The sequence below is a fragment of the Nonomuraea sp. NPDC047897 genome, assembly GCF_043204415.1.
In the GTDB taxonomy this organism is placed as follows: Bacteria; Actinomycetota; Actinomycetes; order Streptosporangiales; family Streptosporangiaceae; genus Nonomuraea.
The window spans coordinates 379,055-395,237 of sequence record NZ_JBIDCC010000007.1; the positions used below are offsets into that span (position 1 = coordinate 379,055).

The window sequence follows — 16,183 nt, forward strand, 5'->3', positions numbered from 1 at the left end:
AGGACGTCGACGAGCGTGGAGGACAGCATGCGGACGCGTGACGGCGCGTCGCTCCAGGAGCGCATCGTCGCCCTGATCCACGAACGCGGACTGGCCCCCGGGGCGCCGATGCCGACCGAAGCGCAGCTCATGGAGCTGCTCGGGGCCAGCCGCAACAGCGTCCGCGAGGCCGTGCGGGCCTTGCGGGCGTTGGGCATCGTCGAGATCCGGCACGGTCATGGGACGTTCGTCGGGCACCCGTCGCTCGACGTGCTGACCCCGTCGCTCGCCTTCCGGGTGCGCTCGGAGCCGGGCGGCGGGATCCGCGCCCTGCACGATCTGGTCGAGGTTCGCGAACTGATCGAGACCGGGCTGATCGGCCAGGTGGCCCAGAGCACCAGCGCCTCCCGGCTCGCCGCGCTGGACGCCCTGGTCGGTGGAATGGATCGGGACCGGGGAGCCGATCGGGCGTTCCACGCGCTGTTGTACGAGTCGTGCGGCAACGAGCTGGTGCTGCAGTTGATCGGCCTGTTCTGGGACGTCTACCACGAGGTCGAGCCGACGCTCGGCCCGCCGGAGGAGCGGACCGCGGAGATCGTCGCCAACCACCGCCGGATCGTGGCGGCACTTCGCGCCCGGGACGCCGAGGCCGCCCGGGAGGCGATGCGACTGCACTTCCGGGACGTCAAGGCGCGCGTCGCACGCGCGCCGGCGCACGCTGATCAGTCGCCGTCTCAGCCCGTCGGGGTGACGGGCCGCCAGGACCGGGCGGCCGGCTGACGCGGGCCGGTACGGACGTCCGGCGTCGCCCGGGGTCACCTCGGGCCGTCCAGCTGGAACAAGATCATCATGCCGGCCAGGGCCAGAAACCAAGCCGCCGGCAGAGCGATCAACACAGCACCCCCCGTGCCCGAGCGTGCGCCGTCAGGGGGTGGGGCGGATACGCGAGTGCCCAGCCTGGAACCAGTCGGCGGCGATGTCGGTTTCCGTGATGCGTCCGATCAGCGCCAAGGCGGAGCTGATGCTCTCGTCCTCTTCCACACGATCGTCGAGGAGCCCGCCATCGGTGATCTGGAAGCGCAGTCCATCCATCAGGTGGTCGAGCGCGTGCGGGTCGTCGCCGGACCGCTCCTGCGGCCAGGTCGGATCGAAGGACACGATCACGCGTCCCTCACGGGCGTACGTGAAGGAAGCCCTGCCGTGGATGTCCATGCGGAGGCCGACTGCCTGACGACCGTCCTCGGTGATGGACAGCAGAAACGCATCGTCGCAATGCCCCGGCGCGATCCCGATCCAGCCGTTGACCTCGGCCACCCAGTTGGAGCCGTCCCTGGTGCTGTGGTCGAGGATCTCGCTCAGGTGGCACGGGGTCCAGGTGGCGACGTCCAGATGGAGGGCCGGGGCGAGGGCATCGAGGTCCGCGCCCTTGATCCAGAGGGCGCTGAATCCCAACGCCCACAGGTCCATCTCGGCATCGAGCCCCTCGGTGAAGAGCGTCGAGACCAGAACGTCGTACAGGTAGGTCCGTGACTGCATGGCCGCCTCTCAAGCGTCTCGGGAGAAACCCGTCCCGAACAGGGGTCGCCGCGATCGGCTCATGCCGCCGACGCGCTGGGGGCGACCGGCTGGCGGCGCGGGGCGGCAAGGCCGTGGGCTGAGCGGGCCGGCCAGATCATGGTCAGGCCGCTTGAGACCACACCGAGAGCCTCGACGGCGCTTCCCCCGCCCAGGATCGGGGGGATGGGAGCGAACGCCTCACCCTACAGTCGATCATGAGGAGCGGCGCCAGGCGGAAGGCGGCGTCCGCGAGCGCGGCGGTTGAAGGGCGGGCACCGCTGCAACGGAGAGGCCCGGTGTGGTGTTCGGAGGGTATGGGACAACCTGACGAGGAACGACGATGACGACTCTACGGCCCGGCCGGGTGCGGGAGCCGGACGCCTGCACCGCGATCACCGAACAGCCCCTGATCGCGTTCGCGGGCGTCTCCCTCGCCGTCTGGCTCCGGAGAGACACATGACCACCGGCGACATCGTGCCCGGCGCGGCCGGCAGGCGCGTCGACGAGGCCGACTGGGCCAGTCTCGCCGAGACCCTGGACGCGCATGGCTGTGCCCTGACACCGCGGCTGCTCGACCCGGAGGAGTGCCGGGCGATCGCCCGCCTGTACGAGCGGACGGAGCTGTTCCGCGGCACCGTCGACATGGCGCGCCACCGCTTCGGTTCCGGAACGTACCGCTACTTCACCCACGAACTGCCTCCGGTGGTCGCGGAACTGCGTGCGGCCCTCTACCCACGGCTGCTGGCCGTCGCCCGTGACTGGGCCGCGCGGCTCGGCCGCCCGGCGCCCTGGCCGGACGACCTTCACGAGTGGCTGGCGATGTGTCACGAGGCGGGACAGAACCGCTCGTCGCAGATCCTGCTCCGCTACGAGAAGGGCGACTGGAACGCCCTGCACCGCGACGTCTTCGGTGATCTCGTCTTCCCCCTTCAGGTCGTGATCGGCCTGGACGAGTACGGCGCCGACTACACCGGCGGAGAGTTCCTGCTCGTCGAACAGCGGCCCCGGGCCCAGTCGCGTGGCACCGCCGCCGTGCTGCACCAGGGGCACGGCCTCGTCTTCACCACCCGCGACCGGCCGGTACGGACCAGACGCGGATGGTCCGCCGGTGCCGTCCGGCACGGCGTGAGCACCGTCCACTCCGGCCGGCGGCACGCGCTCGGCCTGGTCTTCCACGACGCGTCGTGACGGCCGCCGATCGGGAGTCGTACCGGGAACCGCCACGGCCCGGCCCGCATACGGCCGCCGAACTGGCCGCGCTCACCGGGCTGCTGACGGTCCCCCGGATCGGGACCGTGGTGGTGGGCCACAGCAGGGACGCCGCCTCCACGGAGTCCGCCGCCGTCTTCACCGAGGAGTGGGAGGCGGGCGGCGGCACGGTCCTCGCGGTGGTCGACTGGCCCGAGACGGCGGCCTCATGGCTGCGCGCGGCCCGCCGGATGACCGCGCAGACCCCGGACGCGTGGGTGATCGCTGCGGCCGTTCCCGGCTTCGTCCGGCTCGCGCTGCGGCTGAGGCACAGCACCGCGTGGGAGCCGTCCCGCACCTACGCCTTCGGGTCGCTGGGCGATCCGCGCGTCCCTGCCCTGGCCGGCCCCGGCGTCCTGGACGGGCTGCGCGGCGCGAGCGCCGACGGCGGCTGGTGGGAGGTTCGCGACGGTCGCATCACCACGTTTCGGGGCCGAACCAGCGAGTGAGGGCAGCCCGCAGAATGTCGGCGTCGTGACTCCTCCGCTCCCTGAAGGGAGCGGCTTCTCGCTAAGCCGCTTGAGCAGCCTGGCGAAGGGCAAGCCCTGCCCTGAGGATGTTGGTCGCCGCGTTCACGTCGGCGTGCGCGGTGTGCCCGCACGCCGTGCAGGCGAACGCGGCCTGGGTGAGACGGTTGTCCTTCGCGCAGTGCCCGCAGCGGGCGCAGGTGCGGGAGGTGTTGCGGGGATCGACTGCGATCAGCTCTCGACCGGCGCTTTCAGCCTTGTGCGCGAGGATCGTCAGGAACACCCCCCAACCCGCGTCCAAGATCGAACGGTTGAGCCCGGACTTGGCGGCGACGTTACGGCCGGGCGCCTCGATCGTGCCCGACGCCGAGCGCATCATGTGGGTGATCCGCAGGTCCTCGTGCACGATCACGTCGTACCCACGCACCAGGGCCAAGGCGGCCTTGTGCGCGCCGTCCACCCGCTGCCGCCGCACCTTGGCGTGCAACGCCGCCACCCGGGCCACGGCCTTACGCCGACGCTTGGACCCGCGCTTCTTGCGGGCGAGATCGCGCTGGGCCGATGCGAGACGGCCGGCGCAAGCGGCCAGGTGCCGCTGGTTGTCGATGTGGTGGCCGTCGCTGGTCGTGACCAGCGAGGCGACACCCAGGTCGACCCCCGCGACCAGACCGGTCGCGGGCAGCGGCTGCGCGGGCACCTCGTCACACGACAGCACCACGTACCAGCGCGAGCCCTCGCGCTTGACGCTGATCGTCTTGACCCGGCCCTTCACGGCCCGGTGCTGGTGCACCCGGACGTGGCCGACGCCCTGAAGGCGCACGAACGTGGCGGCCGGATGCTCGGGCTGGGAGTCCCACCGGCAGCCGTCGCCGTCCTTCGGCCATTCCACCGTGTCGAACCAGCCCCGCCCCTTGAAACGCGGGAACCCCGGCCTGCGCCCGGCCTTGACCCCGTCGAAGAACGCCCGGAACGCCTTGTCGAGCCGTCGCAGCGTGGCCTGCTGGGAAGAGAACGACCACCGGCCCTGACCCTCTCCATCGTCGGCGCGGATGTGCTTCAACTCCGCCGACTGGTCCCCGTACCGAACCGCGACACCCGCCTTGGCGTAGGCGGTGCGCCGGTGCTCCAGAGCGGCGTTGTACAGCTGCCGGTGATCCTCCAGGCAAGCGGCCAGCGCGGCGGCCTGCCTGCTGGTGGGGCGCAGCAGGAACTTGAACGACCTGCGCACACCCACCTCCCACGTTCGGTAACGACGCGACCACGGTACCGGCAGGCACCGACAAAACCCGGAAGGAGACCTGTGATGCGCAGACCTGGCGGGTCAGGGCACGCTCGGGCCTTGACGGCCCTCCCGCTCCCGATTCCCCCGGCGGCTGAAGCCGCCGCTCCCCTCGGGAGGCTCTGATGGCTGACCCCGCGGGCCGACCACACGGCGTAGCCGTCGGGGCGGACGAGAAACGCCTCCGCGCGCCAACCGTCGCCGACCGGAGTGGCCGGCACGATGTCCACCCGGTCGGCCCAGGGGCCCGCCACGGCCCGCAGGCCGGCGTCTCCGGTCAGGTCCAGCAGGAGCGGGCGCCCCTGACGCAGCAGCTCGGCCAGGGTGGCGGGGCCGTCGGGCGTCTTCACCGGCAGACTCGGCACCATCCGCCCGGCCAGCGGGTCGTCGGCGGGCGCGCCCACCGGGTACACCACTCCCACACCGGTGATCATGGTGCTCAGGTAGGCGTTGACCTCGTCGAACCGCATCAGCCTGGCGAACAGCTCACGCAGGGCGTCCGTGCGCGGGTCGGGGTTCATGAGGGCGACCTGGGCCCGTACGTTGTTCAGCACGGCCGCCGCCACCGGGTGCCGCTCGCTGTGGTACGTGTCGAGGAGCCCGTCCGGTGCCCATCCGCGGATCTCGGCGGCCAGCTTCCAGCCCAGGTTGACGGCGTCCTGGAGGCCCAGGTTCACGCCGTGGCCGCCCGCCGGGAAGTGGACGTGCGCGGCGTCGCCGGCCAGCAGGACGCGGCCCCTGCGGTAGTGCTCCGCCTCGAGCGAGGCGTCGCTGAAGCGGGAGATCCAGGCCGGGTCGGCCATCGGGACGGGCTGCCCGGAGATGCGCTCCACCTCGCCCCGCAGCTCTTCCAGGGTGGCGGGCGTGTGCCGGTCCGGGTGAGGGCCCCGGTAGTCGTAGGTGCACACGCGGCTCAGTCCGTAGGGGTTGACCCACAGGAGGGTCCAGCCGCGCGGGGTGCGCTGCCAGCCGGCGGGCGCACCGGCCGGGTCCAGCAGCCGCACCTCGCCCATGAGCGCGGCGACGGTCGGCCCGTCGCCCAGGAACCGGATGCCGCTCAGCTTCCGCACGGCACTGCGCGCCCCGTCCGCGCCGATCATCCAGCGGGCCGTGAGGGTCCGTTCGGCGCCCGACGTGGAGCGCAGGCGAAGCCGCACGCGGTCGTCGTACTCGTCCAGTCCGACGAGCTCCGCGTCACGCTGCACCCGGGCGCCGAGCCGTACGGCGTCCGCCGCGAAGACCTCCTGGGCGAAGGCCTGCGGGCTGCCCACGATCACCGGCCCCTCGTCGACGACGCGGGACAGGTCCAGCTCGAAGATCGAGGCGAAGTGGAACCGCACCGGCCGCCCCGTGTCCCGGGAGGCGACGTGCCGGCCCGGCTGCACCGCCTCAAGCAGCCCGCGGCGGTCCAGCGTCTGCGCGGTGCGCGCGTGCAGGGTGCCCGCCTTGGAGATGCCGTCGGGGCCGGGCAGCTTCTCCAGCACCGTCACGTCGATGCGCAGCAGGGCGAGCTCCCGCGCGAGGAGGGTGCCGACCGGTCCGCCGCCGACCACGGCGACGGCGGTGTCGACACCGGTGTCGACGGCGGCGTCGACGCCCGTCCCGGCTGCCGGCTGTGCCCCGCCACGCATGGTGCCCCCCTTTGTCGCCGCTGGTCCGGGAGAATCAACACCACTGCGGCGCGGGCGGTTGCGGCTCGCCCGCAACCGCCCGCGGTTGCGGCTCGCCCGCACCCGTTGCCGGGGCCGTGGCGGCCGGGAGAGCTCGCGACGTCCGTCCGCGGCCGACTGGGCCGACCACGCCGCCGAGATCACCCGCCGCACCTCACCATAGGAGGACACCAGATGACCGGCCACCACTCCCCTGCCGACAGCGACGTCTGGGATCCCTTCGGCACGTTGCGCCGCGCGTTGTGGATCGGCGGTGGCCAATGGGCCGGAAAGTCGACCGTGGCCCGGCTCCTGGCCGTCCAGTTCCGCATCACCGTCTATCACTACGACTACCACGACGCTCGCGGTCACCACGATCGCCGGATCGCCCGCCGCGTCGGCCTCGGCGAGCCGGCCACCGAGCCCGACCCGGACCAGGTGTGGGTCCACACCACCCCGGAAGAGATGGCCGCCGCGACCCTGGGCGGCTTCCCCGACCGGTTCGCATGGGCCCTGGACGACCTGCGCGCGCTCGTCTCAGGCCACCCGATCATCGCCGAAGGCTGGGGACTGCGCCCCGAACTCGTCGCGCCCGTCATCGACTCACCGCGCCGGATGGTCGTCATGGTGCCGACGCCAGAGTTCCGCCGGCATCAGCTCCATGAGCTACCGCGCGCCGCCTCGCTCGGGCACCGCGTCAGCGATCCGGCGCGCGCACAGGCCAACCGCCTGGCCCGGGATCGCCTCGTCGCGGAGGACGCCGTCCGCACCGCCCGCCGCCTCGGCATCCGCGTGATCGAAGTCGACGGTTCCCTCGACGCCGCTGCGATCGCGAGGCTCGTCGCCGACCATTTCAGCCCCTACCTCCCAGAGCAAGATCCAAAGCTCTGAAGCACCTGGACGAGCAGGGGGCGCTGCGCCCAGACGTCACCGACCCGATTCGGAACCCTCCGGCGCGGGCCGCGTCGCAGCCGTGGACTGATGCCCTGGAAGAGCGCGTCCCGGCCGAACAGCGGGACGATCTCGGCCGAGTTGTCTTCGTTGAAGGCCCGCTGCCAACGTTGGAGCAGCCCGGTGAGCACATCCGCTGCCACGGAGCCGGTCATCGCGAGCCGCCGGCGTGCAGAGCTTCCGGCTCCCACTGGTGTCGTGGCTGCGTGTGCAGCCGCCAGTAGTGCTCGGCGATGTCATCCGGGTCGAAGTCAGTGCCGGGGGCGACCGGGCCGGCCACGGTGACGCTCGCCACGTGCACCGCGGAGGGGCCGTACTCCTGGTCGAGCAGCGTGACCAGGGTTCGGACCCCGGCCTTGCCCAGCGACAGGCTCACGTATTGCGGCTTGGGCTCGGGCATGCCGCCCGTGATGAGGAACGTTCCGTTGCCGCGTGCCGCCATCGCGGGCGCGACGTGGGCGGCGGCGTTGAGCGCGCCAACCACGTTCACCGTCCATGCCTCCATGTGACCGCGTACTGACAGCTCGCCCGGCGCGTCAGCCTGGATGATCGCGGCGTTGTACACGACGATGTCCGGCACGCCGTGCTCGCTGACGGCCTGGTCGAGTGCGGCGTTCAACGCGGCCTGATCGGTGCTGTCGGCCTCCGTCATGACAACCGGCACGCCAAGAGGATCAACCGCCTCGGCCACGGCACGCAGCGTCCGTCCACTCCGGGCGATCAGCGTGATCGCCAGCCCTTCCCTGGCCAGCCGGCGAGCCACAGCCTGTCCTATCCCTGGACCCGCACCGATGATCACTGCACTCGACATCGACATCTCCTCACCTTCGTGGTCAGCGATACTTGGGACGGTAAGGCGTCACATCCATGTGAAGGTCAAGCGAAAGGATCCGCATGCGGATCGGCGACCTGGCTCACGAGACCGGGGTGAGCAGGCGACTGCTGCGCTACTACGAGGAGCAGGGCCTGCTCAGGCCGGTCCGGCTGGTCAACAGCTACCGTGAGTACACGGAGGCGGACATCGCGACGGTGCGCCACATCCGCGCCATGCTCGCCGCGGGGCTCCCCACCGCGGTCATCGCCCGGGTCTTGCACTGCGTTCACGGCGAGGACGAGCTGGTGGTGCCGACCGGCTGCCCGACCTTCATCGAGGACCTGCGGCGCGAACGCGTCCGCATCGGCGAGACGATCGCTCAACTCCAGAGCTCCCAGGGGATGCTGGATACGATCCTCGATGCGGCGCTACGGTCAGCTCAAGGGCCACGATCCCGACCTGAGTGAAACCCCAAGGGGCCCCGAACCAGGACGAGCCGGATGCGAAATGTCGTTGCACCTCAGGGTGCGCGGTTTACTCCTTTCGACCCCCCTGGAGTCCATCTGGGCGATTTATTCGTTTTGCCCGAGCATCAGTCCTCAGGGGCGGGCCGGGCCCTGCTCGCGGAGTTGCTGCGCGGAGCTGGACCGAAAGTGACCTTTGCCTCGTCCGACCCACGCGCCATCGCCCTTTACGTCCGGCACGGCCTGCGTCCCTGGACCCCGCTGCTCTATCTGACCGGGCCGACCTCCGCTCTGCCCACGCCACCGGTGCGACGAACGCGGCCGGAGAACATCACGGCGTTGGACATCCGCGCATCCGGAGGTGCCCGGCACGCCACCCTCGCCTGGTACTCCGCCCTGCCGGGCGTCACCTTCTACGCAACGGACCGGGGCTACGACGCTGTGCGCCAGACCGGCCACGATCTCGTGATCGGTCCGGCCGGCGGGGCCGGCCCACAGGACTGCGTGGACGCGGTGCTCGGCGCCCTCGCCACCGCCCAGGCGCGCATCGCCCGGATAGCGGTCCCGGGCATGCATCCCCTCGTGTCCGCGTTGCTCGGCGCCGGCTGGCACATCGCGGACATGGACACCTTGATGGCCGACGACGCGGGACTCGCACTGATCCATCCAGACCGCTACGTTCCCCACCCGGACCTCGGCTGATTCCAAGGAGCGGCGCCGCTCCGGGACGGGCACCCCTCTGGTGTGGAGCGCACGGATGACGGCCAAGGTCGTCGACAAGGCCGGAGACCAGCCGTAGGGAACAGCTGCGAGGGACTTCGCGGCCCCTGGCGGGACGGTCGGCGTCTCTTTTGATCATGCGGCTGGACGGGCGTCAAGATCACGGCCTGTGGCCGTTCCACTCCAGCGGCCATGTGTCGCCCCAGGAGGCTGTGCGGGTTTCGTCGTGATTCTGTGTACTTGGGGGTTACGGCACCGCAGTCCTGTCATGATCTCGGTGGCACCTCACCGATGGGATCCTCCATGCCTCCTCGCTCACTCGTACTGGTGGCCGCCTCACTCTGCGCGGGCGGCCTCGCGGTTCTGGCGTACTTCCACGACTCCGACCTGGTGCTGTTGAGGGAACATCTGAACCATCCGTTCGCGTTCGGTGCGCTGGCCTGCCTCCTGATGGCGTGCGCCGCCCTCGGACTGCGGTGGAGGTGGCTACGCGTCCTGATCGGCGTCCTCGCCGGGCTGGGTGCGAGTGGCGCGCTGTTCGTGGGGTCGGTCGCCCTTTCGTTCACCGCAACCGAGGAAGCCGGCTTCGTCGACGGGCCCGCCCCGTACAGGATCCGGCTCCAGCAGTCGCCGGCGGGTCTCGGGCCGGACTCGGTGATGTGGCTCAGCCTCCGCAGAGACGACGGGTTGCTCAGCAAGGAGTGGAATCTTGGCTGCATGAACGACGACGACCCCGACGACGCCTTCGACTCGGTCAAGTGGACGGGGCCGAGTTCAGTGAAGATCCGGGTGACAGACGGGCGAACGTTCCCCATAGCCTTGGACCCCGTCTCGGGCCGGCCCCAGACCACCATCGCGCTCAATTGTTGACAGCGGCCCTCAAGCGGCGCACCTGGGAATGGGAAGCAGGCCGGTCCACCTGGAAGGACGCAATCACGTCAGCCGCGCGTGAACGGGTGTCCAGCTGCACAGATTCGACGGTTCGCTGATCGTGTCCCGGACACACAATGATCGTTTCCCAACGCGCAGGAGCAGATACCAGGCCGGATGGCGGTTCGCACCGCGGTCGGAGGCCACCAGTATGTAGCGGTCGCTGTCGACTCCGTAGACCAGCGCGGTGCGGCGCAGTTCGCCGGTTCTCCGGCCCCGGGTCGTCAGCAGCAAATCGTTCACGCCTGGCCGCGGCCGACCGCCGGTTTCCTGAAACGGCGGATGTGCTCGGCGACCCAGGGGTTCGGACTGTCGTGGACCTCGGACATCACACCTCCCGGATACTGACGGCGGCACGGCGGTGATGAGGGACCTCGATCTCGTCGAGCAGCGCCACCGCGAAGTCCGCGTACGTGATCCTGCTGGCCGGGTCCGCATGGTCGGCGATCCGGTACCGGCCGGTGCGCGTTCCGGCATGGTCGAAGTCGCCTGCCGGAGCGACGTATGCCCAGTCAAGGTCGCATTCCTGAAGCACGGCGAGACCCGCCGCGTGGCCGAGGTAGAAGGCGCGGTACTCGTTGGGGTAACCGGGCTCGTCCATCAGCGGAGCACCCGAAGCACCGGGCATGATCGATGCCAGTCCGACCACCGCCAGCTGGCGCACGCCCGCCTTCACCAGACCGGTGGTCAGGGCGCGAGCCGACGCGGTGAAGAACTCGTGAGGCGACACGGACAGGTCAACGGCGGCGCTGAGGGTCTTGTCGTATCGGGTGGCCACGCCCCGCCAGGCCTTGAGCTGGTTGATCAGCCGCTCGACGGTGTTCCTCTCCTTGTAGAGGTCGCACGGCCGACGGAAGTACCTCACCCCGGCGTCCTCGGGCGGCAGCTTCATCACTAGTCCCCGGCCGCCTGGCGCTCCTCAGGGGTCGTCACGAAGCTGCCCATGCCGGGCTCGGTACGAATCAAGCCGTCAGCTCGCAGAGCGCGCATGACCTTCTGGCCGGTGGCGTTCGCGATGCCGAACTCCTCTATGAGGGCCACGGCTACTGCCGCGCCACGGTGTACGAGTTGTGCAGCGGCGGCGGCCAAGCCTTCATCCGTCGCATCCTCCAGCTCGAAGATGGCCACCAGATCCAAGAGACCGCCCCCTCGCCCCTGAAGGAAGCTTGGGCGCTCTCGACGGCCTTGTTGTCAGGGGCCGCCCGATAGACGGCATAGCGGCATGAGGTAGCGCCACCACGCGCACACATCTACGATCTTCCCAAATACGTATACAAGCGTCCCCGGCATGGCGGCATCTACCTCTCCATATATTTAGGCCGCTTTCGCGCCAGGACTCCACGGAAGATACGCTTAACGCTGACTTTTGTCGCCACCGGAGCAATTATTTCCGGGTGTGGAAATTACGATGACACCGCCTTTCGTAAAGCACTGGATGAGTGCTACAAGAAAGACGCACTCGACGTGACCCACCGCGGCACGGGCTTCGTCGCCGTCGCCGGCTAGGGACACGCCTTTCTGTACGGCAGCGTGGGTACGATCACCCGCCACTGGGCCGCGCTCAGCCCGCCCGCCTTCGCGCACACCGCCGCCGCCAACGCCTCCCCGCCCACGGCGTGCCGCCTGACCGCGCCGTCGCCGTCCACGGTCAGCACCGCCGACCCGTCGCCGGTGAACGCCACGTCGAGCGGCTGCCCGATCTCCGGGTCCTGCCCGCCGCCCTGGTCGAGCAGCGCGCCCAGGTCCGTGCCCGACATCACGTCGACCAGCCGCACCCTTCCCCCCACCTGAAAGCTGGCGAGCAGGTCCTCGCGCGGCGAGTAGGCGGCGGTGTCGCCGAACCCGCGCGCGGTGGCGAGCCTGCGGCGCGTGGCCACGTCCCAGACCGTCATCCGTCGCCGCGCGTCGAGCACCACGACTGCCTTGCCGGAGCGGGTGAAATACGCGCGCACCCCCTCGGCGTTCCTGCCGCCGCCGCCGAACGCCGGCCCCAACGCCTTGCCTGCGGCCGTCTCCAGCAGGTGAGTGCGGTCGCCCGCCACCACCAGCGTCCGCCCGTCGGAGGAGAAGGCCGCGTACTTCGCCGCGCCCGCCTCGGCCGACCACATGCGCCGCCTGGTCTGCCGGTCCCACAGCTCGACCCCGCCCTTCTCGGTGACCACAACCAGCCTGGCGCCGTCGGGAGAGAAGGCCACCTGCACGGCGGACGTGCGCAGCGTGCCCTGGACGGCGGCCGAGGCGGTGTCCACGATCCGCACCCCGGGCCCGAACGTGGCGACGAAACGGGAATCCGGGCTGAATACCGCGTACTCCGCCTCCGGCAACGCGCCGACCTTCCTCCCGCCGACGGCCGACAGCTCGCCGTCGCGGACCACGAGCCGCCCGTCGCCGCTCAGCGCCGCCGTGCTCACAAGATGATCGTCGTCCTCGGTGGTCAGGTCGGCCACGTCCACCGAGAAAACCTGGTCGCCCAGCAGGTAGCGGAACGTGCTTCCGTCGAAGGCCCCCTGCACCGCCTCATCGAATTCCCCCCGTACCTGGACCGTGGTGAGCAGTTGCGTGTCCGACCTGCGCCAGAACTGGATGGACCGCGATGCCACCGTCGCGACGAGGCCGGCGCCGAACACGGCCGCGCCACCGTTCCAGGTGCCCTGGGTGCCGGCGCCGTCCTTGTCGCCGATGAAGTCCTTCGCCCCGGTCCTCAGGTTGGTCAGCTCCAACTGGCGACCGCGCCGTGCGGCCCGCCAGACCCCGTCCCGGCTGAATGTGCCCGCGGGGGCGGGCCCGAGGACCTTGGCGGCGCCGGTTCGCAGGTCCCAGCGGGTACGCCGGTCAGCCTCCTGGAGCAGGACGGAATCGTCCCGCTCGAACGCCACGTCGACCCACTCGTTCGTGAAATCCTTGGCAGTGGGGAAGACGTAGTCGCTGATCGGCCTGCCGCTGACGACGTCCACCGCGGATGCGCGCCTGGCCGTCACGGTCACCAGCACCTTGCCCGACGGGCTCAGCGTCACGCTGTTCATCGGCTCGGCCGGCCGGGCGCCGCGTGTCCGCAGGAGCCGGCCGTTGCGCATGTCCCACGCGCGCGTCGCGGTGGAATCGGCGCTGATCAGCGTCCGGCCGTCGGCGCCGAGCGTGCGTACCGTGTCGCCCGCGGTCGACGGGTCACGGAACATCGCCGTCTCGCGCTGCGCCAGCGAGGCCACCAGGGCCGCCCTGGTGGCCGGCGTGCGGTCCAGCCGCCAGGCCGCCAGGCTCGCGAGCATCGCCTGGCGAGGGTCGCTCCCGCGGGTCGTGGTCGCCACCCCCGCGAGCCTGGCCGCCTCCGACCTGGTCAGCTGCCCGGCGATCTGCTCGGCCCGGTCGTCGGCCACCGCGCTCTGCTGTACGGCCAGCCCGCCGGCCACCAGCGCGATCACCAGCAGCCCGCCCAGGCTCAGCGAGGTCAGCCGGGCCCGCCTGGCCCTGTGCCTGGTCAGGGTGGCCGCCGCGGACAGGAAGTCGCGTTCGGTGGGCGACAGGGTGATGTCGCGGCGGGCGGTGGCCGCCCACTCCAACGCTTTGTCCAGGTTGCTGCCCTGGAACAGGTCGCCGTCCCGGCGTCCCGCCGTCTCCCAGCGTCGCGCCGCGGCGAGGATCTGCCGGTGTACGGCCAGGCCGTCGCGGTTGGTCTCGATCCACCGGCGGTACCGCGGCCAGGCCTGGGGCAGGGCCGGCCTGGCCAGCCGTACGCCCCCGTCCTGCCTGGCCAGGAGGTAGCAGAACACGGCGAGGATCCTGCGCACGGCGGCCACCTCGTGCGGCGCCCGCCCCTCGACGAGCTCGGCCAGCTCGGCGTGCCGGGCCGACAGCTCGCCCGCCTCGTCCACCGTCACCAGCCGCAGGAACACCTCGGGGACCAGCTCGCGCTCGGCCGGATCGAGCATCGTGTACGCCTGCTCGGCCAGCGTGCCGAGCGCTGGATCGTGCCCCTGCGCGCCGATCCCGGCGGCCCGGTGGCCGCCCTGGGCGAGCAGGCGGGCGGTGTCGAGGTCGCCGTCGCCGCTGACCAGCGCCAGCAGCAGCTCGCGGGCGGTCGGCCGCTGGGCCGGCTCCTTGGCCAGTGCCGAGGAGACCAACCGGCGCAGCGTGCTGGGCAGCGCGGACAGGTCGGGGGTGGCCGACAACACCTGGTGCATGACGCTTCCCAGGTTCTCGGCGTGGAACGGATCACGGCCGGTGGCGGCGAAGACGATGACGGCTCCCCAGGCGAACACGTCCGCCGAGGCGTCCGCTCGCTGGCCGATGAACACCTCAGGGGCCATGTAGGTGGGCGTGCCGCTCACCACGCCGGTCGCGGTGAGCGACATCTCGGCGGTTCTGGCGATGCCGAAGTCGATCACGCGGGGGCCATCCGGGCCCAGCAGCACGTTGTCGGGCTTGAGGTCGCGGTGGATCACCCCGGCGTCGTGGATGGCGGTCAGCGCCGTCGCGATGGCGGTGGCCAGGCGGTGCAGGTCGTCACCCGCGAAGGTCCTGCCCGCCGTGCGCAGGCTCGGGCCCTCCACGTACTCGCTGACGATGTAGGGACGCGGGCCCTCCAGCTTGGCCTCGATGATCGGCGCAGTGCAGAACGAGGCCACCCGCTGGGCGGCCGCCGCCTCCCGGCCGAGCTGGGCCACCTGATCGCCGTACAGCACCTTGACGGCCACCCGGCGGCCGTCCTCGGCATATGCCTCATACACCACGCCCTGGCCACCGGCGCCTAACCGCCCGGCCAGCCAGTAACGACCGAGCCGCTGAGGGTCTCCTTCGATCAACACGCTCGGTTTGATGCACTCGTCACCGACGAAGTTCCGCCCGAAATACCGATGTGCGCATCGCTCCTTCTGAGCGATCCCATCCCTGGGACGCGCCGGGGTGGGCCGTCGTGGGCCCTACGCTGCGGCGGGCGGAACTCGAAAGGAGTGCCGAACCCTTCTCGATCCGGACGCCTCCAACCCTGACGTGAACAAGATTCAGAAGCTTGCCGCCCTGGCCGTGCTCCCTGTTGCCGCGTCTGTCGTGGCCTTCCCCGCACAGGCGGCGGAGCGGGGAAGCTGTCCCGTCGAGGAAGCCGCGACGCGCGCTGAACACCGTCCGGCAGGTCATGCCCGTACGACTGCGCCACCGGATCGACACCCTCCAGGTCACCGCGTCACCGTGAGACCGAGTCGACGCCGCGTGCGTCCAGGACTACTGCCTTCCCGGAGGGTGTTCAGCCCCAGCTAGGCTGCTGCGCGAGCACCTGGTCCCAGTCGACAGTCTGCGCCCAGGCCAGGTAGGAGTGCCAGCCCACTTCCGGGAACTCCGCATGCAGCGCGGCTATATCGGTGTGCGCCCGGTTGTCCTCGAAACTCTGGAACATGTCGGCGATCTCGTCCCCGGCCCACTGGCGGATCATCGGAATGGGAATGTTCTCGTACGGCAAGGGCGAGCCGATGGCCTCGGACAGGCACCGCGCGGCTTCCAGGGTAGTCACGCTGTCGGAGACGACATCGATCGCTCTGCCGTACAGCTTGGCGGGGTTCTCGATCGCATGGACGGCCATGCCGGCGATGTCCAGCACGGAGACCTGGTCGAGCTTGCGGTCAGGTGAGAGGGGGAAGGCGTAGACGCCCTGGTTCAGCCGAGTCAGGCCCACGTTGAGCGCGTTCTCCATGAAGTAGGCCGGCTGCACGCTCGTGAAAGTGGTGCCCTGCTCGATGAGGTAGCGGTGCACGATCTGCTTGGCGGAGGCATGCTCGACGGTGAAGTTGACGTCGCTCGCCGCCCCCTTGACCGAGGAGTACACCAGGTGTGCGCCCACCGCGCCCGCCGCGTCGGCGAGGGCGCGGCCCTGGGCGATCTCCTCGGCGGCGCCGTTCTCGCCGAAGGGAACGGTCAGCCCGAAGATCGCATCCATGCCCTTCGCCGCCCTGGTGAGGGCTTCGCGGTCAGCGAGATCGCCGGTCGCGAGGCGGACGCCCTGGGCGGCGAGCGCGTCCGCCGCCGGTGTTGCGGGGTCGCGGACGTAAGCGACGGGTTCGTGGCCGTGCTTGAGGAGGCGTGCGACGACGGCGCCGCCCTGCTGGCCGGTGGCTCCTGTGACAAGAACACTGGTCATG

The 16,183-nt window shown here is 70.7% G+C and carries 15 protein-coding genes and 1 pseudogene; 7 read left to right on the forward strand and 9 right to left on the reverse strand.

What is annotated here, in order from left to right; all coding sequences use genetic code 11:
• The first annotated feature begins 27 nt into the window (after positions 1 to 27).
• Positions 28 to 759: a FadR/GntR family transcriptional regulator gene (locus ACGF0J_RS18615; RefSeq protein ID WP_393147246.1), complete on the forward strand. Its 732-nt coding sequence runs from the start codon at positions 28 to 30 to the stop codon at positions 757 to 759.
• 144 nt (positions 760 to 903) lie between these two features.
• Here the strand turns inward: ACGF0J_RS18615 and ACGF0J_RS18620 are convergent, their stop codons facing one another.
• Positions 904 to 1,515 (reverse strand): DUF6461 domain-containing protein, encoded by a 612-nt coding sequence (locus ACGF0J_RS18620; protein WP_393147248.1) that lies wholly within the window; start codon positions 1,513 to 1,515, stop codon positions 904 to 906.
• A 477-nt stretch (positions 1,516 to 1,992) separates the two neighbouring features.
• Between ACGF0J_RS18620 and ACGF0J_RS18625 the strand changes: the two genes are divergently transcribed.
• Complete coding sequence (locus ACGF0J_RS18625) at positions 1,993 to 2,724, forward strand: 2OG-Fe(II) oxygenase (RefSeq protein ID WP_393147250.1); 732 nt, start codon at positions 1,993 to 1,995, stop codon at positions 2,722 to 2,724.
• Entirely contained in the window at positions 2,721 to 3,233 is a 513-nt protein-coding gene (locus ACGF0J_RS18630) for a hypothetical protein (protein WP_393147252.1), read from the forward strand. The genes ACGF0J_RS18625 and ACGF0J_RS18630 overlap by 4 nt, the downstream gene beginning before the upstream one ends.
• Positions 3,234 to 3,294: 61 nt before the next feature.
• Here the strand turns inward: ACGF0J_RS18630 and ACGF0J_RS18635 are convergent, their stop codons facing one another.
• Both ACGF0J_RS18635 and ACGF0J_RS18640 read right to left on the reverse strand, forming a co-directional pair.
• Positions 3,295 to 4,425, reverse strand: a complete 1,131-nt coding sequence (locus ACGF0J_RS18635; protein ID WP_393147341.1) for an RNA-guided endonuclease InsQ/TnpB family protein — start codon at positions 4,423 to 4,425, stop codon at positions 3,295 to 3,297.
• A complete protein-coding gene (locus ACGF0J_RS18640; protein WP_393147254.1) occupies positions 4,308 to 6,161 on the reverse strand; it encodes an FAD-dependent monooxygenase in 1,854 nt (617 codons plus the stop codon). The genes ACGF0J_RS18635 and ACGF0J_RS18640 overlap by 118 nt, the downstream gene beginning before the upstream one ends.
• Positions 6,162 to 6,374: 213 nt before the next feature.
• Between ACGF0J_RS18640 and ACGF0J_RS18645 the strand changes: the two genes are divergently transcribed.
• A complete protein-coding gene (locus tag ACGF0J_RS18645) occupies positions 6,375 to 7,070 on the forward strand; it encodes a hypothetical protein (RefSeq protein WP_393147256.1) in 696 nt (231 codons plus the stop codon).
• A 211-nt stretch (positions 7,071 to 7,281) separates the two neighbouring features.
• Here the strand turns inward: ACGF0J_RS18645 and ACGF0J_RS18650 are convergent, their stop codons facing one another.
• A complete protein-coding gene (locus ACGF0J_RS18650; protein ID WP_393147258.1) occupies positions 7,282 to 7,947 on the reverse strand; it encodes an SDR family NAD(P)-dependent oxidoreductase in 666 nt (221 codons plus the stop codon).
• Between the two features lie 77 nt (positions 7,948 to 8,024).
• On the opposite strand from ACGF0J_RS18650, the gene ACGF0J_RS18655 reads away from it, so the two are divergent.
• The 3 genes from ACGF0J_RS18655 (at position 8,025) to ACGF0J_RS18665 (ending at position 9,998) form a co-directional block, all read left to right on the forward strand.
• A complete protein-coding gene (locus ACGF0J_RS18655; RefSeq protein WP_393147260.1) occupies positions 8,025 to 8,411 on the forward strand; it encodes a MerR family transcriptional regulator in 387 nt (128 codons plus the stop codon).
• 33 nt (positions 8,412 to 8,444) lie between these two features.
• Positions 8,445 to 9,110 carry a GNAT family N-acetyltransferase gene (locus ACGF0J_RS18660; RefSeq protein ID WP_393147262.1) on the forward strand — a complete coding sequence of 222 codons (666 nt, stop codon included), beginning with the start codon at positions 8,445 to 8,447 and terminating at the stop codon, positions 9,108 to 9,110.
• A gap of 345 nt (positions 9,111 to 9,455) precedes the next feature.
• Positions 9,456 to 9,998 carry a hypothetical protein gene (locus ACGF0J_RS18665; protein ID WP_393147264.1) on the forward strand — a complete coding sequence of 181 codons (543 nt, stop codon included), beginning with the start codon at positions 9,456 to 9,458 and terminating at the stop codon, positions 9,996 to 9,998.
• 63 nt (positions 9,999 to 10,061) lie between these two features.
• Here the strand turns inward: ACGF0J_RS18665 and ACGF0J_RS18670 are convergent, their stop codons facing one another.
• The 5 genes and pseudogenes from ACGF0J_RS18670 to ACGF0J_RS18690 form a co-directional block, all read right to left on the reverse strand.
• A complete protein-coding gene (locus ACGF0J_RS18670) occupies positions 10,062 to 10,301 on the reverse strand; it encodes a nitroreductase/quinone reductase family protein (protein WP_393147266.1) in 240 nt (79 codons plus the stop codon).
• Between the two features lie 511 nt (positions 10,302 to 10,812).
• Positions 10,813 to 10,902, reverse strand: a pseudogene (locus ACGF0J_RS18675) (IS5/IS1182 family transposase); the annotation flags it as partial.
• Positions 10,903 to 10,952: 50 nt separating this feature from the next.
• Complete coding sequence (locus ACGF0J_RS18680; protein WP_393147268.1) at positions 10,953 to 11,195, reverse strand: hypothetical protein; 243 nt, start codon at positions 11,193 to 11,195, stop codon at positions 10,953 to 10,955.
• Between the two features lie 365 nt (positions 11,196 to 11,560).
• The gene (locus tag ACGF0J_RS18685) at positions 11,561 to 14,860 is read right to left on the reverse strand and encodes a WD40 repeat domain-containing serine/threonine protein kinase (RefSeq protein WP_393147269.1); all 3,300 of its coding nucleotides are present in this window, start codon (positions 14,858 to 14,860) and stop codon (positions 11,561 to 11,563) included.
• A 434-nt stretch (positions 14,861 to 15,294) separates the two neighbouring features.
• The gene (locus ACGF0J_RS18690) at positions 15,295 to 16,182 is read right to left on the reverse strand and encodes an NmrA family NAD(P)-binding protein (protein ID WP_393147271.1); all 888 of its coding nucleotides are present in this window, start codon (positions 16,180 to 16,182) and stop codon (positions 15,295 to 15,297) included.
• Position 16,183 lies beyond the last annotated feature (1 nt).

Excerpts from the sequence above, each read along its gene's own strand:
- ACGF0J_RS18615 (WP_393147246.1), top strand. The coding sequence starts at position 28 with ATGCGGACGCGTGACGGCGCGTCGCTCCAGGAGCGCATCGTCGCCCTG.
- ACGF0J_RS18620 (WP_393147248.1), bottom strand. The coding sequence starts at position 1,515 with ATGCAGTCACGGACCTACCTGTACGACGTTCTGGTCTCGACGCTCTTC.
- ACGF0J_RS18625 (WP_393147250.1), top strand. The coding sequence starts at position 1,993 with ATGACCACCGGCGACATCGTGCCCGGCGCGGCCGGCAGGCGCGTCGAC.
- ACGF0J_RS18640 (WP_393147254.1), bottom strand. The coding sequence starts at position 6,161 with ATGCGTGGCGGGGCACAGCCGGCAGCCGGGACGGGCGTCGACGCCGCC.
- ACGF0J_RS18645 (WP_393147256.1), top strand. The coding sequence starts at position 6,375 with ATGACCGGCCACCACTCCCCTGCCGACAGCGACGTCTGGGATCCCTTC.
- ACGF0J_RS18650 (WP_393147258.1), bottom strand. The coding sequence starts at position 7,947 with ATGTCGATGTCGAGTGCAGTGATCATCGGTGCGGGTCCAGGGATAGGA.
- ACGF0J_RS18655 (WP_393147260.1), top strand. The coding sequence starts at position 8,025 with ATGCGGATCGGCGACCTGGCTCACGAGACCGGGGTGAGCAGGCGACTG.
- ACGF0J_RS18660 (WP_393147262.1), top strand. The coding sequence starts at position 8,445 with ATGCGAAATGTCGTTGCACCTCAGGGTGCGCGGTTTACTCCTTTCGAC.
- ACGF0J_RS18690 (WP_393147271.1), bottom strand. The coding sequence starts at position 16,182 with ATGACCAGTGTTCTTGTCACAGGAGCCACCGGCCAGCAGGGCGGCGCC.